This is a genomic window from Acidimicrobiales bacterium (assembly GCA_016716005.1).
Classification (GTDB): Bacteria; Actinomycetota; Acidimicrobiia; order Acidimicrobiales; family JADJXE01; genus JADJXE01.
Genome location: JADJXE010000001.1, coordinates 858,513 through 880,351 on the forward strand (window position 1 = coordinate 858,513; position 21,839 = coordinate 880,351).

21 protein-coding genes, 1 tRNA gene and 1 riboswitch are annotated in these 21,839 nt (G+C 74.2%); of the genes, 3 read left to right on the forward strand and 19 right to left on the reverse strand.

Going from position 1 to position 21,839, the window contains the following annotated elements; translation table 11 throughout:
* Positions 1-241: 241 nt before the first annotated feature.
* The 4 genes from IPM45_04155 to IPM45_04170 form a co-directional block, all read right to left on the reverse strand.
* Positions 242-317, reverse strand: a tRNA-Gly gene (locus tag IPM45_04155).
* A 55-nt stretch (positions 318-372) separates the two neighbouring features.
* Positions 373-795, reverse strand: a complete 423-nt coding sequence (locus tag IPM45_04160) for a PPOX class F420-dependent oxidoreductase (GenBank protein MBK9178757.1) — start codon at positions 793-795, stop codon at positions 373-375.
* 271 nt (positions 796-1,066) lie between these two features.
* Entirely contained in the window at positions 1,067-2,731 is a 1,665-nt protein-coding gene (locus IPM45_04165; GenBank protein MBK9178758.1) for a wax ester/triacylglycerol synthase family O-acyltransferase, read from the reverse strand.
* Between the two features lie 105 nt (positions 2,732-2,836).
* A complete protein-coding gene (locus IPM45_04170; protein ID MBK9178759.1) occupies positions 2,837-3,076 on the reverse strand; it encodes a hypothetical protein in 240 nt (79 codons plus the stop codon).
* Positions 3,077-3,084: 8 nt separating this feature from the next.
* Here IPM45_04170 and IPM45_04175 point away from each other — a divergent pair, with 8 nt between their 5' ends.
* Positions 3,085-4,371 (forward strand): MFS transporter, encoded by a 1,287-nt coding sequence (locus tag IPM45_04175; protein MBK9178760.1) that lies wholly within the window; start codon positions 3,085-3,087, stop codon positions 4,369-4,371.
* Positions 4,372-4,390: 19 nt separating this feature from the next.
* Here IPM45_04175 and IPM45_04180 read toward each other — a convergent pair whose 3' ends face one another.
* The 7 genes from IPM45_04180 to IPM45_04210 form a co-directional block, all read right to left on the reverse strand.
* Positions 4,391-5,527, reverse strand: a complete 1,137-nt coding sequence (locus IPM45_04180) for a hypothetical protein (GenBank protein MBK9178761.1) — start codon at positions 5,525-5,527, stop codon at positions 4,391-4,393.
* A gap of 155 nt (positions 5,528-5,682) precedes the next feature.
* The gene (locus IPM45_04185; GenBank protein MBK9178762.1) at positions 5,683-6,468 is read right to left on the reverse strand and encodes a formamidopyrimidine-DNA glycosylase; all 786 of its coding nucleotides are present in this window, start codon (positions 6,466-6,468) and stop codon (positions 5,683-5,685) included.
* 45 nt (positions 6,469-6,513) lie between these two features.
* A complete protein-coding gene (locus tag IPM45_04190; protein ID MBK9178763.1) occupies positions 6,514-8,166 on the reverse strand; it encodes an amidohydrolase family protein in 1,653 nt (550 codons plus the stop codon).
* A 50-nt stretch (positions 8,167-8,216) separates the two neighbouring features.
* The gene (locus IPM45_04195; protein ID MBK9178764.1) at positions 8,217-9,377 is read right to left on the reverse strand and encodes an aminotransferase class I/II-fold pyridoxal phosphate-dependent enzyme; all 1,161 of its coding nucleotides are present in this window, start codon (positions 9,375-9,377) and stop codon (positions 8,217-8,219) included.
* 26 nt (positions 9,378-9,403) lie between these two features.
* Complete coding sequence (locus IPM45_04200; GenBank protein MBK9178765.1) at positions 9,404-10,591, reverse strand: homoserine O-acetyltransferase; 1,188 nt, start codon at positions 10,589-10,591, stop codon at positions 9,404-9,406.
* Positions 10,592-10,693: 102 nt separating this feature from the next.
* A riboswitch (SAM riboswitch) is annotated at positions 10,694-10,815 on the reverse strand.
* Positions 10,816-10,899: 84 nt separating this feature from the next.
* Positions 10,900-11,709: an isocitrate lyase/PEP mutase family protein gene (locus IPM45_04205; protein MBK9178766.1), complete on the reverse strand. Its 810-nt coding sequence runs from the start codon at positions 11,707-11,709 to the stop codon at positions 10,900-10,902.
* Between the two features lie 68 nt (positions 11,710-11,777).
* The gene (locus IPM45_04210) at positions 11,778-13,394 is read right to left on the reverse strand and encodes an acyl-CoA synthetase (GenBank protein ID MBK9178767.1); all 1,617 of its coding nucleotides are present in this window, start codon (positions 13,392-13,394) and stop codon (positions 11,778-11,780) included.
* A 92-nt stretch (positions 13,395-13,486) separates the two neighbouring features.
* Between IPM45_04210 and IPM45_04215 the strand changes: the two genes are divergently transcribed.
* The gene (locus tag IPM45_04215; GenBank protein ID MBK9178768.1) at positions 13,487-14,299 is read left to right on the forward strand and encodes an aminotransferase class V-fold PLP-dependent enzyme; all 813 of its coding nucleotides are present in this window, start codon (positions 13,487-13,489) and stop codon (positions 14,297-14,299) included.
* Here the strand turns inward: IPM45_04215 and IPM45_04220 are convergent.
* The 3 genes from IPM45_04220 to IPM45_04230 form a co-directional block, all read right to left on the reverse strand.
* On the reverse strand, positions 14,212-14,667 hold the full coding sequence (locus tag IPM45_04220; GenBank protein ID MBK9178769.1) for a hypothetical protein: 456 nt from the start codon (positions 14,665-14,667) through the stop codon (positions 14,212-14,214). The two genes, IPM45_04215 and IPM45_04220, sit on opposite strands and share 88 nt — an antisense overlap.
* Positions 14,668-14,916: 249 nt before the next feature.
* Entirely contained in the window at positions 14,917-15,342 is a 426-nt protein-coding gene (locus IPM45_04225; protein ID MBK9178770.1) for a hypothetical protein, read from the reverse strand.
* Complete coding sequence (locus tag IPM45_04230; GenBank protein ID MBK9178771.1) at positions 15,317-16,021, reverse strand: DUF433 domain-containing protein; 705 nt, start codon at positions 16,019-16,021, stop codon at positions 15,317-15,319. The genes IPM45_04225 and IPM45_04230 overlap by 26 nt, the downstream gene beginning before the upstream one ends.
* A 75-nt stretch (positions 16,022-16,096) precedes the next feature.
* Here IPM45_04230 and IPM45_04235 point away from each other — a divergent pair, with 75 nt between their 5' ends.
* The gene (locus IPM45_04235; protein MBK9178772.1) at positions 16,097-16,300 is read left to right on the forward strand and encodes a hypothetical protein; all 204 of its coding nucleotides are present in this window, start codon (positions 16,097-16,099) and stop codon (positions 16,298-16,300) included.
* Between the two features lie 137 nt (positions 16,301-16,437).
* Here IPM45_04235 and IPM45_04240 read toward each other — a convergent pair whose 3' ends face one another.
* The 5 genes from IPM45_04240 to IPM45_04260 all read right to left on the reverse strand — a co-directional run bounded on the left by IPM45_04240 (position 16,438) and on the right by IPM45_04260 (position 21,763).
* A complete protein-coding gene (locus IPM45_04240; GenBank protein ID MBK9178773.1) occupies positions 16,438-17,202 on the reverse strand; it encodes an SH3 domain-containing protein in 765 nt (254 codons plus the stop codon).
* A 580-nt stretch (positions 17,203-17,782) separates the two neighbouring features.
* Positions 17,783-18,817 carry an aminoglycoside phosphotransferase gene (locus tag IPM45_04245; GenBank protein ID MBK9178774.1) on the reverse strand — a complete coding sequence of 345 codons (1,035 nt, stop codon included), beginning with the start codon at positions 18,815-18,817 and terminating at the stop codon, positions 17,783-17,785.
* A gap of 11 nt (positions 18,818-18,828) precedes the next feature.
* Positions 18,829-19,512, reverse strand: a complete 684-nt coding sequence (locus IPM45_04250; protein ID MBK9178775.1) for an ABC transporter ATP-binding protein — start codon at positions 19,510-19,512, stop codon at positions 18,829-18,831.
* A gap of 14 nt (positions 19,513-19,526) precedes the next feature.
* On the reverse strand, positions 19,527-20,630 hold the full coding sequence (locus IPM45_04255; protein MBK9178776.1) for an ABC transporter permease: 1,104 nt from the start codon (positions 20,628-20,630) through the stop codon (positions 19,527-19,529).
* A 2-nt stretch (positions 20,631-20,632) separates the two neighbouring features.
* Positions 20,633-21,763 (reverse strand): peptide ABC transporter permease, encoded by a 1,131-nt coding sequence (locus tag IPM45_04260; GenBank protein MBK9178777.1) that lies wholly within the window; start codon positions 21,761-21,763, stop codon positions 20,633-20,635.
* Between the last annotated feature and the right edge of the window lie 76 nt (positions 21,764-21,839).

Consider the following 21,839-nt stretch of genomic DNA (forward strand, 5'->3'; position numbering starts at 1 on the left):
CGTGGTCGGCTTCTCTGCGTGTGCCGTGAAAGGTTCTCGTCACCCGCCGCTGACGACCCGTCCTCGGGTCGCGACCCGTCTAGGCGAACAACCGCCATGTGGCTCTACCGCGCTGTTGGATCGATCCCCGCACGCCTACGACCATGGCACCACGGTGTAGCGGTGTGCACCGAAGTGCACCATCCCGACCCCGGGAACGCATCAGGCCCCCTCCGAACAGGGGGCCTGACCTGGTGTTTCTTGGAGCGGACGACGGGATTCGAACCCGCGACCCTCACCTTGGCAAGGTGATGCTCTACCAGCTGAGCCACGTCCGCGTGAGGACGACACTCTAGCAAACGACCCCTGGCGCCCGGCCAGCCGGTCGCCCCGTCAGCGCTCCACCCAGGGGCCCATCCCGCCGACTCGCTCGACCGAGATGTGCACCACCGAGCCGGGCGGCGGGTCGTCCATCGGCGGGAACTTCACGCCGGGCCCGGCGTACGTGCCTGCCAGCGCCTGCAGCAGCTCGGGCGCGCCGCCCTCGGTGATCCGGGCGGTGCCGTGGAGCACCAGGTACTCCTGCATCCCCACCGGGTTCCGCCCGGGCGCCTCGACCGAAAGGGCCACGCGCTGGTCGCGGGCCAGGTTCTGCAGCTTCTTCCAGGGACCCAGCGAGGCGAACACCACGTCGTCACCGTCGAGGCCGAGCCACACGCACGTCACCTGCGGGCTGCCGTCGGGGTTGATGGTGACGACGTGGCCGAGGGCCGCGGTGCGCAGCAGCTCCCTGGCCGACTCGGGCAGGGCGACCATGGCGGACCTCCTCGTCGGGCTGGCCTGACGTTACCGGCCCGCCCGGGCCTCGACCGCCGGGGAGGAGGCCTCGCAGGAGGCGGGCTGGCCGGCACGGCAGTTGGGGCACGCCCCGCACGAGTCGAAGCTCATCGCCACGTGGTCGCCCGGGACCACCACCCGCACGCCGGCACGACCCGCCCGATCGAGTAGGGCTGGTCGGGCTCGCGCAGGAGTGCGGCGGTGATCTGGTTCGTGACCCCGGGGGGGCGGGGGCGGAGAGAGAGGGAGATCAGGCGCCGCGAGGCGGGTCCGTCGGCGCGGAGGCCGTCTCGGGCGGCGCCGTCTCGGGCGCCGCCTTCGTGGCCGGGGCCTTCTTGCTGCCCGCCTTCTTGGCCGGGGCCTTCGTGGCCGGGGCCTTCCTGGTGCCCGCCGTCTCGGCCGGCGCCTTCGTGGCCGGGGCCTTCCTGGTGCCCGCCTTCGTGGCCGGCGCCTCCCTCGCCGACGCCTTCCTCGCCGACGTCTTCCGCGGCGCCGCCGGTCGCTCGGCGCCGGCCTTCCGGTCGGCCAGCTTCTTCAGCTCGGCCAGGGCGTCGCCCAGCCCGTCGGCGATCGTCCAGGCGTCGGGCAGCATCTCGCGGTCGGTGACCACCCCGAAGTCGAGCTGGTGCTGGTAGCTCATCACCGTGATGTTCAGGCCGGCGCCGTCGAAGATCGGCCCCATCGGGTAGTGGGCAACCAGCCTCGCCCCCGCCGAGTACAGCGGGAACGGCGGGCCGGGCACGTTGGAGATCGTGAGGTTGAACGCCGGGCGGTGCCAGTCGGCGGCCCGCATCCGCGAGTACACACGGGCCGCCCGGCCGGCCAGGGCCGGCGCCGCGAACTCGGTCCAGTCGGTGAGCGCGCTGGCGCCGATCAGCTCCTGCTGGCCCTTCGCCACCCTCATCCCCTCGCTGATCGCGCCGAGCCGCTCGACCGGATCGTCGAGGTCGGTCGCCAGCGAGGCGAGCATCATCGACACCCGGTTGCCGGCGTCACCCACCTCCTCCTGGCCGCGCACCGACACCGGGATCATCGACACCATCGCCCGGTCGAAGTGCTCGCCCCGCTCGTCGACGTAGCGGCGGAGCGCACCCGCGCACAGCGCCATGATCACGTCGTTCAGGGTGGTCCCGAAGGCGTTCTTCACCGCCTTGGCGTCGTCGATCGACAGCGTGGTGGTGGCGTACGCCCGGTGGGGCGACAGCGCGCCGTTCCACGACGCCCGCGGCGCGCTGAAGGGCGCCGGCGGCGGGGCGTGGCGCGACTGGCGGTTCTGCCGCCGCACGTTGAGCGCGGTCTCGATGGTGCGCTGCGTGGCCCTGGCCGCCAGGAGCGGCTGGCGGGCGAGCGACGACATGGCGAAGCCGATCAGCTCCATGTCGGTGGGGATGCGCTCGGCCTCCCACGGGGGGTCCGGCGGCGGCACCGGTGCCGGCGTGGGCTCGAGGTCGAGCACCGCCACGATGAGCTGGTTGCCGGACACGCCGTCGATGGCCGCGTGGTGCACCTTGGTGAGGGTGGCGAAGTACCCGTGCTCGAGGCCCTCGATCACCCACATCTCCCAGAGCGGCTTGGTGCGGTCGAGCGGCCAGGCCACGATCTCCTGCGCCAGCGTCGCCAGCTCGCGGGCCCCACCGGGCTGGGGAACCGCGATGTGGCGGATGTGGTAGTCGAGGTCGAAGTTGGGATCCTCGATCCACAGCGGGTGGTGGAGACCGAAGGGCACCTCCACCAGCCGCCGGCGGAACGGCGGCGCCAGGTGGAGCCGGTCGCGCCACAGCGCCTTGACGCCGTCGATGGAGAACCCGCCGGGCATCGTCGACGGGTCGTAGACGGCCAGGCCCGCCACGTGCATGTACGCCGTGGGCGTCTCGAGGTAGAGGAAGCTGGCGTCGAGCCCGGTCAGGCGCTGCATGGATGCTCCTCGAGGTGCGGCGGGACCTTCCGGCGGGGGGTGAGGCCGCATGGTCGCAGGAATCGGCGCGGCCTGCACCGGCAGGCAGACCCGCCCTCTCGGCGACTAGGTGGGCTCGCCCCGGGCCTCCGGCGGGCGGAGGTCGACCCGCAGCACCAGGAACCCGTCCTCGATGGTCCCCTCGGCGTCGCCCACGATGGCGAAGTCCTGGTAGTCGAGCTGGGCCTGCTGCAGGAACTTCTGGCGCTCGGCCCCCGCCACCGGCGGGAGCGGACGGTTCCGCACGGCGTGCGCACGGTCTCGGAACCGCTCGATCATGGCGTCGAGGTCGAGGCTGTCGTCCATGGGCGCCCATGCTACGGCCGGCACTGCGGATCCGGTTGGGAGCGACCGGTCGCCCTCGCTACCCTCGCCCCATCGCTTCGCCCCGCACCCGCACGGCGCTGCTCTACGGCGCCACGCTGTCCAACTTCACCTCGTTCGGCCTGTTCCTGGCGGCCATCCCGCTGTTCGTCAGCGACGAGCTGGGCGGCTCCAACACCGCCGTCGGCATCAGCGTGGGCTCCTTCGCGATCAGCGCCGTGCTGCTGCGCCCGCTCGTCGGACGAGGCGTCGACGCCCGGGGGCGGCGCCCCTTCCTCATCGGGGGCCTCCTCCTGCAGGCGGTCGCCGCGGTGGGCTTCGAGCTGGTGCACGCCGTCCCGGCGGTCGTGGTGCTCCGCCTCGTGCAGGGGGTTGCCGGCGCCTGCTTCTACACCACCGCGGCATCGGCCGCGACCGACCTCTCACCCCCCGAGAAGCGGGCCGGGGCGCTGGCCCGGCTGTCGCTGTTCATCTACGGCGGGTTCGCGCTGGGGCCGCTGATCGGCGAGTGGTCCATCCGCACCCACGGCTTCGCGTGGACCTGGGCCATCGCCCTCGGGATCATCGGCGCGGGGCTCGTGCTCGCCGCCCTGCTGCCCGAGACCCGTCCTCCCGACCCGGCGCTGCTGGCGGCCCGGGCCGCCGCCCGCCGGGCCGCCGGCCAGCGCCGGCGCTTCCTCCAGCCCGAGGCCGTCACCCCCGGCCTCATCCTCATGACCGCCGGCGTGGGCTACGCCTCGATCACCACCTTCTCACCGCTGTACGCCCGGGAGATCGGGATGGCCTCGTCGAGCACGCTCTACGCCACCTTCGCGATCACGATCCTGGCGGTGCGCCTGGTGGCCGGCGGCGTCGCCGACCGCTTCGGGTTCCTCAACGTCGCCCTGCCCGGCATGATCGCGGCCGCCTCCGGGCTGGCCGTGATGGCCCTGTTCCCCCGCCCGGCCACGGCCATCCTCGGGGTGGCCATCTTCGGCGTCGGCTTCGCGCTGCTCTTCCCCGCGCTGGCGGCGTACACGGTGTCGCGGGTGCACGAGGACGAGCGGGGCGAGGCCCTGGGCTCGTTCACCGCCTTCATGGACATCGGCACGGCGACCGGCGGCTACCTGGTGGGGTTCGTGGCCGACCGGGCCGGCTTCGCCTGGGCCTACGGCACGCCTGCGCTGCTCGCCTGCGGGGGCCTCGCGCTGGTGGTCCGGCTGATGGCCCGCCCCGCCGGGGCGCCCGCCGGCGTGGGGGTGGGCACCGGCACCGTCGCCGGCACCGAACCGGCCTGACGACAGCGGCCCCGGCCGGTCAGGCCGGCTGGTCGCCGCTCGGCCAGGGAGGCCGGGCCGGCGGGCGGTGCGACGGAGGCCGGGAGCCGGGGGTGTCGGGCACCGGGACCGCCGTGAGGCCCAGGCTCTCGGAGAGGGCCGACAACCAGCGGCTGGCCGGGTGCCGCGAGACCGAGGCGGCCTCGGCGCTCGACACGCGCCGGGTGCGCAGGGAGGGCGTGGGGACGGACGGGGCCGGGGTCGCCCTCGGTTGGGTGGCGCCCTGCGCCGGGCCCGACGGCGCCTCCGCCGACGGCTCCGGCTCGGGCGGCACCACCCCCACCACCGGCACCGACGGCTCCGGCTCGGGCTCGGGCGGCACCACCCCCACCACCGGCACCGACGGCTCCGGCTCCGGCTCCGGCTCGGGCGGCACCACCCCCACCACCGACGGCTCCGGCTCCGGCTCGGGCGCCGGCGGCACCACCCCCACCACCGACGGCTCCGGCTCCGGCTCGGGCGCCGGCGCAGCGCCGGGGGCGGGGGACGCGCCGGCCGGGGCGAGCGGAGCCCCGTCGCCATCGGCGGCGATCGGGACGGCGCCGCCCACCGAACCCGCCGGCGGCGTCGCGCCCTTGCCGCGCTTGGGCACCAGCTGATCGAGCTGCTCGAGCCGCTCGAGACTGGCCGGCACCGACCGGCCACGCCGGCGTGAGCGGGACCGACGGCCCCGACCCCGACCCTCGACGTCCTGGAGGGTCTGGAGGCTCGGCGGCACCGGCTTGGTGGCTCGCCAGTAGCGGACGGTGACCACGGTGAGGATCAGCGCAACGAGCAGCAGGCCGCCGATCACGAGGTAGAGGACGGTGTCGGGCTCGAGGCCCCAGATCCCGGTGGCGTCGTCGTCGATGGCGTCGCCGCCGCTGGGCGGGGCCGTCACCGCCGTGGTCGCCGTGCCCCCGGTGGGCGGGCCGGGCACCAGCAGGTCGGGCGCGGTGGTCGCCGACGGCTCGGGCGGCAGGGTCGACCCCGTCTGGCGGCCCACCGGCACGGCCCCGGCCGCGGCCGGGGCCGCCGCCAGCGCCAGCGCCACCACGAACCCGGCCGCCACGGCCAGGCCCACGGTCGCGCGCCGACGGCGGCTGCCGCCGGTCGACCGGTCGCTCGGGGGGGTCACGCCCTGGGGCCTCCTCGCGCCTGCCCGACGTCGGGCGGCCGCCTGATCGTAGGCGCGGCCGGCGCCACAGCCGGTACCACCCGCCCCGGGCCGCCCACGCCGGTCGGTGCACCGAACCGACGCTCCGGCGGCCGGGCGCGTGCACGGAACCCCGGTCAGCGCTGGTGTCGGGGACAGGAGTACGTGGTGCGGCCGCCGACCGTCCGGCGGAGCAGTGGCGTGCCGTCGCGCGGGCAGGTGCCGCCCCGGACCCGCGCCGGCTGCAGGTCGCCGGTGTGGCTCCCGCCCCGGTCGATGAGCTCCCACATGGTCGCCCGGAGGTGGCGGTGCAGCCGCCGCACCTCGGCCGGCGACAGCGACGCCGCCGGACGAGCCGGGTCGAGGCCCGCCCGCCACAGGGTCTCGTCGGCGATCAGGTTGCCCACGCCGGCCAGGCGCCGCTGGTCGAGCAGGCGGGCCTTGAGGGCCACCTCGCCGCCGGCCAGCGCGGCGGCCAGCTGGGCCGGGCGCACCGCCAGGGCGTCGACGCCGAGGGCGTCCTCGTCGGGGTCGAGCTCGGCGCCGCCGAGCCGGCGGGGATCCCGCACGACCAGCCGGCCGCCGTCGGCCAGGTCGAGCCCGAAGCGATCCCACCCGTCGTCGTCGCGGCGCGGCGCATGGAGCAGGCGGTCGACGCCGGCCCGGCCGTCGAGCAGGAGCCGGCCGGTCATCCCGAAGCGCAGGCCCAGCACGGGGCCGTCGCCCGACGTCTCGAGCAGCAGCAGCTTGCCCCGACGCCGGGCACCCTCGATGACCCGGCCGACGAGGGCCGCCTCGGCGCCGGACGCGGTGAGCCCACCCTTCAGCCACCAGGCGTCGGGCGCGTGCACGCCGGCGATCCGACGGCCCACTGCGCCCTCGGCCAGGCGCCGGTAGGCCTCCGCCTCGGGGAGCTCGGGCATCAGCGAGCGGCCCACCGGCCCGCGCCGGCCGCGGTCACCACGTCGTCAGCCCGGCACGCCGCGCACCAGGGCCCCGGGGCGGGCCGGGAGGTCGTCGCCGCGGCGGCGGATGGCGGTGCCGTTCACCCAGACGTCGTGGACCCCCACACCGCGGGCCACCAGGCGGTCGGCGCCGCCGGGCAGGTCGTGGACCCGCTCGAGCGGGCCCGGCCCCACGGTGGCCGGGTCGAAGGCCACCAGGTCGGCGGCGAACCCCTCGGCGATCCTTCCGCGCCCGGCCACGCGGAACACCCGTGCAGGCTGGCCCGACAGGCGCCACACCGCCTCTTCGAGGGTGAGGACCTGGCGCTCGCGCACCCAGTGGCCGAGCAGGTGGGTGGAGAAGCAGGCGTCGCACAGCTGGCTGGCGTGGGCGCCGGCGTCGGACAGCCCGAGCACCACGCGTGGGTCGCGCAGCAGCCCGGCCAGCTCGTCCTCGTCGTCGTTGGCCAGCACGATCCGGAAGCGGGTGGCCAGATCCTCCTCGAGGGCGAGGTCGCACAGCAGGTCGAACGGGTCGAGGCCGCGGGCGGCGGCCAGCTCGGCCAGGTTCGGCCCGTCGCGCAGCACGGCGTGCACCACCGTCTCCTGCACGGTCGTCTTCGACCACCGCCGCCCCCACTGCTCGGTGATCACCGGCCGGGCCCGGTCGCGCCAGGCCGGGTCGGCGTACAGGTCGGCCCGCCGCTCCCGCGGCGCGGCCAACACCTCGGAGAAGGCAGGGACCGTCCCGAAGGGGAACGGGTCCTCGAGCGTGATCTGCATCACCAGCGGGCGGCACGCCACCTGGGGCCACACCTCGCCGCCGGCGGCCGCGGTCTGCTCCACGATCTCGCGGGTCTTCCCCGGCCCGCCGATGCCGGTGAGCAGCGCAGTCCAGGTGACGGGCCGTCCGGAGGCGGCGGCCAGCTCTGCGAACTGGGGCACGTTGAACCCGGGACCGAACGTGGCCTGCACCACGCCGCGCCCCTGCTCCCCCAGCACCGCCACCAGGGCGAGCAGCTCGTCCATCGCGGCCAGGCGGCTGGGCACGGGGCGGCCGTGCGCGCCGTGGTGCGTGTGGAGCTTCGAGGTGGCGAACCCCAGGGCGCCGGCGGACAGGGCCCCAGCCAGCAGCACGCGCATGGCCGCCACCTCGGCCGGGGTCGCGGCCCGCTCGGTGGCGTCGTCGCCCATCACGAACAGGCGCAGCGCCGTGTGGCCGACGAGGGCGCCCACGTTGAGCCGCACCGGGTGCCGCTCGATCGAGTCGAGGTACTCGCCGAAGCTCGAGAAGTCCCACCGGATGCCGGCCCGGAGCGCCTCCAGCGACATGCCCTCGACGTTCTCGAGGGTGCGGGCCACCAGCTCGCGGTGCTCCGGTCGGGTGGGCGCCACCGAGAAGCCGCAGTTGCCCATCACGACGGTCGTCACCCCGTGCCAGCACGAGGGGCTGAGGTCGGGGTCCCACGTGATCTGGGCGTCGTAGTGGGTGTGGATGTCGACGAACCCCGGCGCCAGGGCGAGCCCGTCGAGGTCGACCACCTCGGCGCCGGCCGCGACCTCGGAGCCGGGCTCGGTGACGGCCACGACGCGGCCGCCAGCCACGCCCACGTCGGCCGGGCGGGCCGGCGCGCCCGTGCCGTCGACCACGATGCCGTTGCGCAGCAGCAGATCCATCGCTCCCCCTGGGCGACCCGGCCTGGCGGGCGGGGGCCGCCCTGCGGAGGCTACCGACCGAGGGCGTCGAGCGACGCGAGGGCGTCGGCGATCACGTCGTCGGGGTGCTCGAGGCCCACCGACATCCGCACCAGCCCCTCGGTGATGCCGGCCTCGGCCCGCTCCGCCGGGGTGAGCGAGGCGTGGGTGGACGACGCCGGGTGCGTCACCAGGGTCTCCGGCCCGCCCAGCGACGACGCCAGCTGGGCCACCCGCACGCCCTCGACGAAGCGTCGGCCGGCGTCGAGGCCGCCCACCAGGTCGAAGGCGACGATCCCGCCGCCCAGGCGCATCTGCCGGGTCGCCAGCTCGTGCCGGGGGTGGCTGGGCAGGCCGGGGTACGACACCGAGGCGACCGCGGGATGGGCCTCGAGGGCGGCCGCCAGGGCCAGGGCCGTGGCCGACTGCCGCTCCACCCGCACCGGCAGCGTGCGGATGCCGCGCAGCCCGTTGAGCGCGTCGAAGGGCGAGGCGCAGGCCCCGTGCAGCACCGCGTACCCCCAGACGGCGTCGAGCAGGTCGCGGTCGCCGGCGACCACCCCGAGGGTGGCGTCGTTGTGGCCGGCGATGCCCTTGGTGGCCGAGTGCAGGACGAGGTCGACCCCGTGGTCGAGGGGCCGCTGCACCACCGGCGTGGCGAAGGTCGAGTCGACCACGGTCCAGGGGCCCGAGACGGCGCCGAGCTCGTCCAGGTCGACCAGCGCCAGCTGCGGGTTGGCGGGCGTCTCGGCCAGCACCAGCATGGTGCGGCCCGGCCGGACCGCCGCCGCGAAGGCGCCCGGCTCCGTGCCGTCAACCAGGGTCACGTCGATCCCGAAGCGGGGGCAGACGGCCTGCAGGAACAGCTGGGTACCGGCGTAGAGCTGGCGCTGGGCCACGATGTGGTCGCCCTGCGAGCACAGGGCGAGCACCACCGAGCTCACCGCCCCCATGCCCGACGCGAAGGCGAGCGCGGCGTCGGCGCCCTCGAGGGCCGCCACCGCGTCCTCGAAGGCCTTCACCGTGGGGTTGCCGTAGCGGCTGTAGAAGCGCTCGGCGCGGGGCAGGGTGGACGCCCGTCGGGCGTCGTCGAGCGTCTCGGACGTGAACGTGCTGGTGGCCCAGAGGATCGGCGCCAGCGCGCCGGCGTTGTCGGCCCGCCCGGCCCGGATGGCGACGGTGTCGGGATGCAGGCCCTCGAGGCTCGGATCGGGCCGCGTCACCGCGGGTCACCCTTCTCCACCGCGTCGAGGAATGCGCTGACCGCCGAGCCCACCTGGTCGAGCTCGATGAGGAACGCGTCGTGGCCGTGCGGGCTGTCGACCTCCACGTAGCGCGACCACACGCCCTGCGCGGCCAGCACGTCGCGGATCGCCCGCTGCTGGTAGGGCGGGTACAGCTCGTCGGAGCGGATGCCGAGGGCGAGGGTGGGCACGCGCACCCGGGCCATGGCCGCCTCGAAGCCACCCCGGCCCCGGCCGACGTCGTGGAGGTCCATGGCCTTCGACACGACCAGGTAGGAGTTGGCGTCGAAGCGACGCACCAGCTTCTCGCCGTGGTACTCGAGGTAGCGCTCGACCTCGAAGCGCTGCCACAGCGCGAACCCGTCGAGCAGGTCGGCCATCTCCCGGCCGAAGCGGTCGGTGAGCACGTCGTCGCTGCGGTACGTGATCTGGGCGAGCATGCGGGCGATCGCGAGCCCGCGGTGGGGGCCGTCGCCGGGCTCGGCGGCGTAGTAGTCGCCACCCCGCCAGGCCGGGTCGAGGCGGATGGCGTTGCGGCCCACGGCGCCCAGGGCGATCTGCTGGGCGGTGGCCTGGGCGGTGGTCGCCACGGGGATCAGCGAGCGCACCCGCGTCGGGAACGTGACCCCCCACTCCAGCACCTGCATGCCGCCCATCGAGCCGCCGATCACGGTCAGCCACTGCTGCACGCCGAGGTGGTCGGCCAGCACCCGCTGGGTCCGGACCATGTCGCGGACGCTCACCACCGGGAACCGCGGGCCGAAGGGCCGGCCGGTCGAGGCATCGATCGACGCCGGACCGGTCGTGCCCTGGCAGCCGCCCAGCACGTTGACGCACACCACGAACCAGCGGTCGGTGTCGAGAGCCCGGCCCGGCCCGATCAGCCCGTCCCACCAGCCGGGGCCGGGGTGCCCGGTGCCGGCGGCGCCGGCCGCGTGGGCATCGCCGGTGAGGGCGTGGCACACCAGCACGGCGTTGCCGGCGGTGGCGTCGAGGGTGCCCCAGGTCTCGTAGGCGAGCGTGATGGGGCCGAGCACCCCGCCGCCCTCGAGCGCCAGCGGCCGGTCGGTGGCGAGGGTGAGGAAGCGGCGGCGGCCGGGTGGGTCGCCCGGCCGCCACGCGCCCGACACGGGCAGCACGGTGCCGAGGGGAGGCTCGTCGATCGACAGGTCGGCCGCAGGGTCGTACAGCCCGGCCCGCCCGCTGGCGTCGCTCACCTCGTCTCCTCGCTCCTCGGCTCCGCTCACGCCACCAGGAGGGCACGACGCCGGACACTTCGTTGCCGGCCTCGGCCGGCCACATCCCCGCCGCGGCGGGAAGGCACCTTGGGTTGTCCGCCCCAGGTTGCCGGACCCGGATGTGCTCCGAGCCGCTCCTGATGTCGGGGTCGATGGCACCACAGCCGCCCCTCGCCCGTCAAGCACGCCGGCCGGCGCCGGTCGCCCGCCCGCCGGCCACCGGCGGCGGCGGCTCAGGTCCGGTAGCGCTCGTCGAGGTCGACGTGGGAGCCCAGGTCGACGACGTCGCCGAAGTCGTCGAAGGTCACGAGACGCCCCAGGTCGTCGCGCAGGGTGCCCTTGCCGCGCAGCTCGGCGAGGGTGTCGCCCATGGCCTTCACCGCCGCGAACAGCACGGTGAGCGGTGACACGACGAGGTCGAAGCCGAGGTCGTGCAGCTCGGCCGGCGTCAGCAGCGGCGTCCTGCCGGTCTCGACCATGTTCGCCACGCGCACCACACCGGGAAGGGCCGCGGCCACGGCCCGCAGCTCGTCGACCGACTCCGGCGCCTCGACGAACACGGCGTCGACGCCCAGCTCGGCGGCGGCCTGCGCCCGCCGGATCGCCTCGTCGAGGCCGACGGCCGACCGGGCGTCGGTGCGAGCGGTGACGAACAGCCGGTCGCGGTGGTCGACGGCGGCCCGCAGCTTGGCCAGCCACTCCTCGGCCGGCACCACCTGCTTGCCGGCCATGTGCCCGCACCGCTTGGGCCAGACCTGGTCCTCGAGGAAGATGCCCACGGCGCCGGCCGCCTCGTAGGACTGCACGGTGCGGATCACGTTGAGCGGGTTGCCGTAGCCGGTGTCGCCGTCGGCCACGACCATCAGCCCGGGCGCGGCCCGGCACGCCCGGCGGGCGGCGTCGGCCATCTCGACCCCGGTGACGTAGCCGAAGTCGGGCAGGCCGAGCAGCGTGCCCGACACGCAGAAGCCGGAGAGGAAGGCCACGTCGAACCCGGCGTCGGTCACCAGCCGGGCCGACAGGGCGTCCCACACCCCGGGCATCAGCACCGGCTCGCCGGTGGCCAGGCGGGCCCGGAGATCGTCGCCCGTGAGCCGGCCGGACACGGCGCTCACACCCCCAGTCGCTGGCGCGCCAGCGACTTGAGGCCCTTGTAGTCGACCTTGCCGTTGGGCGCCCGGCCGATGGAGTCCACGGTGATCAGGTGTCGGGGCGCCTTGAAGTGGGCGAGGTGGGCCTTCACGTGCTCCACCACCGACGCCTCGTCGAGCTCGCCCCCGCCCGGCATGCGCTCGATCATCGCGGTGATGGCCTCGCCGAAGCGCTCGTCGGGAACGCCCACGCACACCGCGTCGTGCACGGCCGGGTGCGTCTTCAGCACCTCCTCGACCTCCTCGGGGAAGACCTTCTCGCCGCCGGTGTTGATGCACACCGAGCCGCGGCCGAGCAGCACGAGGGTGCCGTCCTCGGCCACCTGGGCCCAGTCGCCGGGGATCGAGTACCGCACGCCGTCGAAGGTGCGGAAGGTCTGCGCCGTCTTGGCCTCGTCCTTGTAGTAGCCGACGGGGATGTAGCCAGTGATGGCCACCATCCCCGTGTCGGGCGACCCCGGCAGCACCGGCGTGCCGTCCTCCAGGAGCACCTTGACCCGCTCCCCCAGGGCGAACCTGGCCGTCTTGGCCGCCGCCCCCGACGTCGACAGCGACCCGCCCAGGCCCACCGCCTCGGACGAGCCGTAGGAGTCGAACAGGACCACCTGCGGCAGGTGTCGCAGCAGGCCGTCCTTCACCTCCTGGCTCCACATCACGCCCGACGACGTCATCGACACCAGGCTCGACAGGTCGCGGGCACCAAGCGAGGCGTCGAGCTCGCGCAGCATCGGCTTGGCGAAGGCGTCCCCGACGATCACGATCGTGGTCACCCGGTGGCGCTCGACCTCGTCCCACAGCTCGGCGGCGCTGAAGTGCCGGCTGGGGAGGGTGGCGATGGCCCCACCCAGGTTCATCCCGATGAACGAGGAGAACTGCCCCGTGCCGTGCATCAGCGGGCAGGCGGAGAGCACGACGGGCCCCTGACGGGTCGCCGCCCGCTCGGCGATCTCGGCCACGCTCCCGGCCGGCGGCACGCCCAGCAGGGCGTTCCCGCCGGTGCCGAGCACGTTGAACAGGTCGTCCTGGCGCCACATCACACCCTTGGGCATGCCCGTCGTGCCGCCCGTGTACAGCAGCAGCAGGTCGTCGCCCGAACGGCCCCACAGGCCCTCGGCCCGGTCGGCGCCGCCGGCCACCACCGCCTCGTAGGGCACCGCCCAGTCGGGCTCTGGCTCGCCGTCGGCCACCACGTACCAGCGTCGCACCGAGGGAAGCTCGCCGCGCACCTGCTCGAGCAGCGGGGCGAAGGTGGCGTGGAACACCACGGCCTCGGCGTCGGCGTTGTCGAACAGGTAGCGGATCTCGTCGGGCCCGTAGCGGTAGTTTGTGTTGACCGGGGCCAGGCCGGCCTTGAAGGCAGCGGCGTACACCTCGAGGTACTCGGGCCCGTTGTAGAGGTAGGCCACGACCTTCGACTGCCGCCCGAGGCCGGCCTCGAGCAGGTCAGCGGCGAGGGCGTTGGCCCGGCGGTCGAACGAGCCCCACGTCACGATGCGGTCGCCCTGGATCTGGCACGGGCGATCCGGCACGGCGGCCGCGACCGCCTCGTAGACGTCGGCGAAGTTCCAGTCGCCCATGTTCCCCCCTGTGGTGCGGCGCGAGCCCGGCGAGGTTACCCCCCCGACCGGAGCCAGCCTTCCGGGGCCAGCAGCCTGCGGCGGGCACCTGCGTGCCACGCTCGACCCTCACGGCCATCGAGGCCATGCGCAGCCACCTGGCCGGGGGCACGTCGGCGAACCTGGGCGGGCACGTCGCCGCCAGCCGCGACACGGAGGCGCTGGTGGAGGCCGCCCGGGCGACGGTGGGCACGCTTCTCGGCGCCGACCCGCGCGGCGTGGCGTTCGGGGCGAACATGACCACCCTCACGCTGGCGTTCACCCGGGCGGTGGCGCGCGACCTGGGCGACGGCGTCGCGGTGGTGTGCACCACGCTCGACCACGACGCCAACGTCTCCCCCTGGATGCTGGCCTGCGCCGACCGCGGCCGAGCGGAAGCGCGCCTACCGCGAGCGCCTCACGGCCGACCTCGCCGAGCCCGAACGTCTTCGCCGGGAGCTCCGAAACACGAAGCGCCGCGTCGCCGATCGGGACCGCCGGCTGGCGCACGTCGAGCGCAGTCAATCCGGCCCGCGCCGAGGCAGAGCTCGAGCGTCGATCGAAGCGTGAGCTCGAGCTCGAGCGCACGGTCGAGCGCCTCGGAACTCGGGTCGACGACTGGCGTTCGCGGGGCGAACGCGCTCGCCAGGAACCTCGAGGCCGAGCGCGTGAAGAAGCCTTGTCGAGCACCATGCCTCCCGCTCCTAAGGGCAGGTCGAGTCGGCCCAGGCCGCCGCCGAGTCGGGGTGCCAAGGCCAAGCCCAAGCGCCGAGAGCGGCGGTAGGCACGCCCCGTGTGACTACGCCCCGACCGTGACAATCAAGTACTTGCAGGCCGTTCGTAGGTCAGCGTTCGTCGAGGGGTACGACAGCCATCCCACCGAGTAGGTGCCGCGCAGGACGATGGCCTTCTCCCGCCCTCGCGTGGTGCCGGAACCAGCATGAGGAGCCCAGCGGATCGTGCCCGAGAGCGTCGCCCCGTCGTGCATGCGGAAGGCCTCGTCGATCGACCCGGCACGGCCGGGTGACCAGACCTGTGGGTCATTCGACAACACGACGGCGTATCCGACGTCGGCCCTATCGTCCGCGCTGAACCGTTCGAGTCGCCCTACGTCTTTCACAACGTCGTACCGGGAGAGGGGCTGGGCGCCCTGGTCGCGGAGCCGGAAGTACTCGCCGTCGATGACGGCCTTGAGACCTCGCACGAGGTACTCGAACTCGATGGCGATGCGGGTCTCGTCGATCACACCGAGCATGTCGACCGCCTCGCGAACGGCCGGATCGGGCCGGACCTCGAGACGTATTCGCGCCACGCCTCGTCCGTCATCGCTTCAGTCTGCATTGACGGCGCGAAACGCGGTCGCCGTGCTTGACCTCGACAACGACGTGCGCATCTTCTTCGACATCGAAGGCGACCGTGAGACTGGGCTCCGACCGCCTTCTCGCCCACCCGGCCCTTGGCAGGCCGGCCTCGACCGGTTGCTGAACGCAGCCTGAGTAACCGACTACCCGGGTGTCGGCCAGATCTGGGCGACACGGCCCTCGTAGACACCGCAGATCCACGGCCCTGGCCTCCGTGATCGCTGGACGATCCGGTTGATGTTCGCGAGGAAGCGCTCGCGCTGCTCTTCGCCGCGGAGCCCGGCGTTGGTGAGGCAGAACATCTTCACCGCGTAGTCCTCGACCGCTGCCAGCTCGGCCTCGCGGCGCCGGATGGCATCGTCCTTGGTGAACACGACCCACTCGAGTTCACCCGCGAGCGCGATCCACTCCTCGTCGCTCACCTCCTGTGCTCGTTCCTCGCCGTAGACCGACGCGAGCGTGTGGGTCGTGAAGCCTGCCTGCTGGAGCGCGTCGGGCAGGAGGTGCCGGCCCAGGCTGCGGTCGACGAAGAACTCCGGTGGCTCAGGCTGCGTGCGGGAGCGAGGCACGGATCACGTCTTCGACGTCCTCGGGGCGCAGGTCGAAGTCCTTCGCCACGTCCTTGAGGGCCTCTCCGGCGCGGAACCGGTCGAGGACGTCGTCCATCGGCGCGCCGCCGTGGATGAACAGCGGTCGCCCGAAGCCTCGCTGGGGGTTGCACTCGACGACCGGCCGATCCGTGAGCGGCAGCACCAGGCGCTCGGCGAAGCCGTCGCTCGCGTAGGTGATCCGCTGGAGGTAGTCGCGGATGATGTCGTGGAAGACACGCTGGCCGGTCACGACCACAGTGAGCAGTTCCTGGTCCTGCTCGCTCGTGGCGTAGTCGAACAGGATCGATGCACCGTCGGTGTAGAGCTGACGCGAGGCGAGCGCGTGGTCGACGCCGATCTCGTCGCTAAGGACCGTCAGCGAGCGCCGGATGTGCTGCATCGACACGCCGGCTCGACGGAAGGCCGCAGCGGCCATGCCTTCGACCAAGCCGACGAACGGGACCTCAGGGTGGCGTCGAGGGGTCCGGCTCGCGGTGAGGATCGGGCCGCACCTGACGACAGGGCGACCCTTCGGGTGAGCCTCGTAGCCGTGGGCCCACGTCGTGAAGGTCGACACCGGGACGTCGAGGAACCGCGCCGCTTCGGCGACGGTGTAGAGCGGTGTCTCGAACCGGAGCTCATCCTTCGTCTTCGTCACGCCACCTCCTCGTAGACCCGCTGAGCGTACCGGCAGCCAGCTCCCGCCCTGGGAGCGTTCGGGCCGACCGGAGGGGTGGGCTTTGCGCAGCGTGGTGGGGAGCGGATCGTCACCTGGAACATGAACGCTGCCTTCCGGGGCGAGGAGCACCCGGCCAGCTGGGACTCGCTCGCGGCGACGCTGCGACCCGACCTCGTGCTCGCCCAGGAGGCCATCAAACCCGACCACCTGGTTGGTCACGGCGCGCTGATCGGTGCTGCGGGTTCCGGCTATGGCTGAGGCACCCGGATCGCCCGGTTGAGCGGCAGCGTCGGCGTTGAGCCGGTGAGCTGCTGTTCACGGTGGCGGGCCGCACCCCCGACCACGTAGAGCGCCTCCTGACGGCGGTGGCCGCGCTGGGCTGACCGTGCCGGCCGCTACGCCCCGGGTCCACCCAGCCCCGCGGGCTCCAGCAACCGGCCGTCGACCCAGCCCTCCCAGCCGTTGGGCGCGCGCAGGTGGGCCCAGTCGCCGCGCCGCTCGACCAGGGCGAACACCAGCCCGGGGGCCAGCTGGGCCACCACGGGCGCCGACGGGTCGGGCCCCGGCCGGGCCGGCAGGCCGCTGGCCGGCACCCGACACAGCGCCGCCGGGGCCGGAGCCGAAGCCGGAGCCGGAGCCGGGGCCTGGGCCGGGGCCGGGGCCCCTGCGGGGGCGGCGCCCGCCGAGGGGGCGGGGACCACGCCCGGGCCGGCCGGCGCCCCACCCGGAAGCCGGCCGCTGGCGGCCACCAGCAAGCGGTTCACGCGAGAGGCGGCGACCGCCCGGCCGATGGAGGGCAGCACCAGCCCACCGACGAGCAGGCCGATCACGACCGACGTGATCAGCAGGCTCTGCGTGAGCTCGGCCACCGCGAACTGCTGGAGCAGCACGGCCACGCCGATCCCGCAGAGCGCGCCTCCGAGGGCGCCGGTGAGGCTCACGGCGGGAAGGAACCCGATGGGCGCCGGCACGGGGACCGGGACCGGCACGGCCGACAGGTACGCCCAGCGGCGCGTGGCCTCGGCCGCGGCCGCGAGGTAGCGCGGGTCGCCGGCACCACCGGCACCGCCCCCTGTGAAGCCGCCCTGGCGCAGCGTGCGCCGGGCCCGCTTGGCCGGCCGCACGGCGCCGGCGACGGCCAGCGCCCCACCGCCAAGCATGGCGGCCGTGGCTGTCGCGCCGGCGACGGTGGCCAGGGGCATCCCGTTCACCCGCACCAGCACCGCACCGGTGCAGGTGCTGCCGTCGGACAGGGTCGAGGTGCCCGACACCCGGTACAGGCCGACCCCCATCCAGGCGTAGTCGCCCACGTCGACGCTGGCGGACCACGTGGTCTGGCCCTCGTCGCTCTGCTCATCGACCGTGCGGGTGATGCCGGCGATCGTCAGCTGCACCGAGTGGGACCGGAAGCCGGTGCTCGACTCGGCCCGCACCGTGATGGTCTCGTTCTGGTCGACCACGATGGCCGACTTGGGCGTGGCCGGCCTGGCGCCCACGTCGATCGCCTGCTCGCGCCTGGTGTCGACGAACACCTGGCAGGGCCCGTCGATCACCGCGCCGGCGGGCGCGACCACGAGCAGCACCCCGAGGGTGGCCGCGCCAGCGGCGCCCAGGAGCAGGCCGGTGAGGAGCAGGCCGGTGGAACGGCCCTTCGAGCGATGGACGGCGCGGCGCATGGCCACCTCCCCGTCTGGATCCAGCCCCACCGTACGCCTGCCCCGGGAGGGCGGGAAGTGGCCGTCAGCGGCCGAGCTGCCCGGCGAGCCGGCGGGCCTCGGCGGCATGGCGCACCACCAGCCCGAGCCCGGCCGCCCTGGCCGCGAACAGGGCATCGGCCTCGGCGGGCCGGCCATAGGCCCGGTGCTCGGCCTGGCCCGCCTGCAGCAGCAGGACCACCGGCAGCCACTCGTACTTCACCGCGGCCGCGCACATGGCCAGGCGGACGAGCCGGTCGTCGCCCCGCCAGCCGGCGGCGTGGAGCCCGGCGCGGTACGCCTCCCACACGGCGGCATCGAGCTCGTCGAGACGCGCGACCGGCCACATCAGGTCCATCACGCTGTCGATCACCAGGTTGCTCGGGTCCTCGCCGAGGGCGCCGTCGCCCACGAAGGCCCAGTCCACGAACACCACCTCGCCGTCGGGGCGGCGGATGACGTTGTTCATCCACGCGTCCAGGTGGCACACGGCGCGCGGCGCGCCCTCCACCAGGCCCACGAGCCGGTCACGCTCGTCGCGCAGGGCCACGAGCGGCGCCCGGAGTCCCTCGAGGTGCTCGGCGATCAGCGGCTGCCCCCACAGGTCGTCGCGGTCGAGCAGCGAGCGGTCGAAGGGCTTCGAGGCGGTGTAGGCCCGCAGGAAGCCCCGGCTCAACCAGGGGTGGTCCGGCTGGTGCCGGGGATCGCCCTGGCCGGCGCCGAGCCCGTGGGCGGCCGCGGCCACGTCGTCGATCGTCAGCCCGGCCCCGTGGCGGCCCTCGACGTCCTCGAGCCTCAGCTCCGTGGAGTCGTCGGGCCCCGCGACGACGTCCAGCACCTCGGGCGCACACAGGCCCAGCCGGGCGGGGAGGCCGGTGCGGTAGGCCAGGATCTCCCGCCGCCAGTAGTTCCAGTGCCGCGGGTCGTCCGACGGCGCCCAGTGCGCCGGCGCGTCGGCACGACGACCGATCGCCTTCACCACGGCGGTGGAACCTCGGTACCACTCGCGCCAGAGGCCGAGCGTGACCCCGTTGGCGCGGTTGTGCGGGAGCTCCTCCCGCCTGGCCCCCCGCCCGAGCACGATCCGGGAGGCTACGCCTCGAGGCGGCCGTCGGTGATGTGCACGGTGCGGTCGGCGTAGTGGGTCATCCGCACGTCGTGGGTGACGATCACTGCGGCCGTGCTCCGCCCCTTCACCTCGCGCACGATGAGCTCCATCACCTGCTCGCCCAGCTTGGTGTCGAGCGACGAGGTCGGCTCGTCGACCAGGATCAGCTTGGGCTGGTTCATCAGGGCGCGGCCGATGGCGACCCGCTGGCGCTCGCCGCCGGACAGCTGCCCCGGCAGGTTCTTGGTGCGGTGCGCCAGGCCGAGCTCGCCGAGCAGCTGGTCGGCCCGGCGGCCGGCATGGCCGCCGTCGCCCTTCCTCCGGCCGCCGCCGAGCTCGGCCACGACGGTCAGGTTCTCCTTGGCCGTCAGGAAGGGCACCAGGTTCACCTGCTGGAACACGAAGCCGACCTCTTCCCGCCGGAAGCGGGTGAGCTCCTTCGACGAGTACTCGGTGATGTCGTGGCTGCCCACCACCACCGTGCCGGTCGTCGGGGACAGCAGCCCGCCGGCGATCGACAGCAGCGTGGTCTTGCCCGATCCCGACGGCCCGACGAGCGCGACGATCTCGTCGTCGCCGACGCCGAGCGTGGCGTGGTCGAGAGCGACGATGTCCTCGTCGCCCGACTGGTACACCTTGCGGACGTCACGCAGCTCGAGGGCGAGCACGTCGGCTCCTCCTGTCAGCCCGCCTGCCCGATGGCAGAGGCGGGGTCGATCCGGACGATGCGACGGAGCGAGATCGCGCCGCCGATGACGGCGGTGGCCACGAGGCCGACGGCGATCGACACCGCCCGGCTCGTCTCGAACAGCACGGGGATGCCGGGCGGGATCACGGCGGCCAGGGCCAGCGTGATGACGCCCCCGATGGTGTAGGCGACCAGGGCCACCGCAACCGCCTGGACCACCAGGCCCACGAACAGCTGCCACGACGAGGCGCCCATGGCCTTCAGCACCCCGTACAGGCCGGTGCGCTCGATCGTGAGCAGGGCGAAGAACAGGGCCACCACCAGACCGGCGACGAAGAAGGTGACGCCGATGATGGCGTTGAACGTCGAGTTCTGGCTGCGGGTGCCCGGGAGCGAGAAGACCGCCTGGTCCTTCGTGAGCGACGACGTGGCGCCGCCGGTCTCGGTGTCGATCAGGTCGGCGAGGGCCTGCGCTCCCTTCACCCCGTCGGCGCCCTGCACCACCAGGGCCTGGAAGATGCCGTCGCCGATGGTCGCGTCGGGGCGCGACGAGTTCTGGATCTCGCGCCAGGTCGACGGCTCGACCCAGAGCGCGCCCTGCAGGAGGTAGTTCGTGTCGTCCACGAACCCGATGACCTCCACGGGCACCTCGGCCGGCCCCACCAGCAGGGTGTCGCCCCTGTCGACCCCCGACGCCCGCAACCGCTCGTCGGCCCAGGCCTGACCCGGGGGCGGGGGCTCGGGCACCCCCTCGGGTGGCAGCTCGTAGCCCACGACGGCCACGTCGGCCAGCTCGGTCTCGCCCGGCACCCGGGCGCCGAGGAGGGCGATGCCCAGGCCGCCGACGGCCTCGACGCCGGTCACCGCCTGCACCTCGGCACGCAGCTCGGGCGGGATGCGCGAGCGGAGGAAGGAGTCGCGCGAGTCGGCGGAGTACACGAACACGTCGGCGTCCTGGGCGCGGATGGCACCCGTCGAGCCGAGGAACAGGCCGTCGGTGAGGCCACCGAGGAGCAGCAGGAGCACGGTGATGATGGCCAGGGCGCCGGTGGCCACGGCGAAGCGACCCGGGCGCCGCCGCAGCTCGCGCAGGGCCAGCTTCACGCACCCACCCCCGCGCCGGTGGTGGCCTCGATGGGGTCGATCCTGAGCACCCGGCGCACCGCGCCCAGCGAGGCCAGCACCGCGAGCACGAGCAGCACGACGCCCGTCCCGATGACGAGCGACGGCTCGGCGTTCAGCGAGATGCCCGTGCCGACGCCCACCGAGGCCAGCTCGAGCAGCAGCCAGCCGGCCGCGATCCCGGCGACCATGACGAGCACGACCTGCACGAGCAGCGACCGGACCAGGTAGCCGCTGGGGGCGCCCACGGCGCGCAGCAGGGTGAGCGCCCTCGCCTTCTGGGTGGTGATGATCAGGAAGAAGAAGCCGGTGATCAGCGTGACCACGATGTAGGCGAGCAGCAGGATCACGCCGAACGACTGCTGCACCGCGGACACGCCCGGCGACTCGTCCACCGCCTGCTGGCGGGTGAGGGCCTCCACGCCGTCGACCTCGTCGGTGATCCGCTGGGCCAGCTCGGACGCGGACACCCCCGGTTCGGGCTGCACGCCGATCAGCGACGGGTACACGTCCTGGGCGTCGGGGTTGCGGGTGCGTCGGGCCGACTCGTAGGTGGCGAAGTCGACGAACAGGGTCGGGGTGACGCTGTAGTTCAGGTCGCGGCCGATGCCCACGATGGTGATGGTGTCGCCCCCGGGCTCCACCGTGACCTGGTCGCCGATGGCGAACCCCTCGGCGGTGGCCCCGTCGGCAGCCACCGCCTCGCCGCCGGCCTCGGGCAGCCGGCCCGCCGTCAGCGTGGTGGGCTCGCCCGGGCCGCCCAGCCGGTAGCCGAAGATCACCGCATCGCGCTGCTCGCCGCCGGCGGTGACGGTGAACGTGCCCTCGCCGATCGGGCCCGCCTCGGCCACGCCGTCGACCTCGAGCACCTGGGCCTGCTGGTCCGGCGTGATCTGGCTGCCCTCCACGTTGCGCCGGGCCTGGTCGCCGTACACCAGCACCTGGGCCGACTGGTTGCGGATGGCCCCGATGAACTGGGTGACGAGGTCGCCGAGGATCGTCTGCTGGAACAGGATGAGGAACACCAGCAGGCCGATGGCCCCGGTGAGCAGGGTGAACCGGGCCTTGGCCCGGCGGATCTCGCGGAGGGCGAGGAACACGCGAGCCATGGTTGCGACGGGGCGTCGCATCTGTCAAGGCGCGGCGTGGGCCCCCGTCCCCCGGCGGGCGGAGGCGTCACGGCCC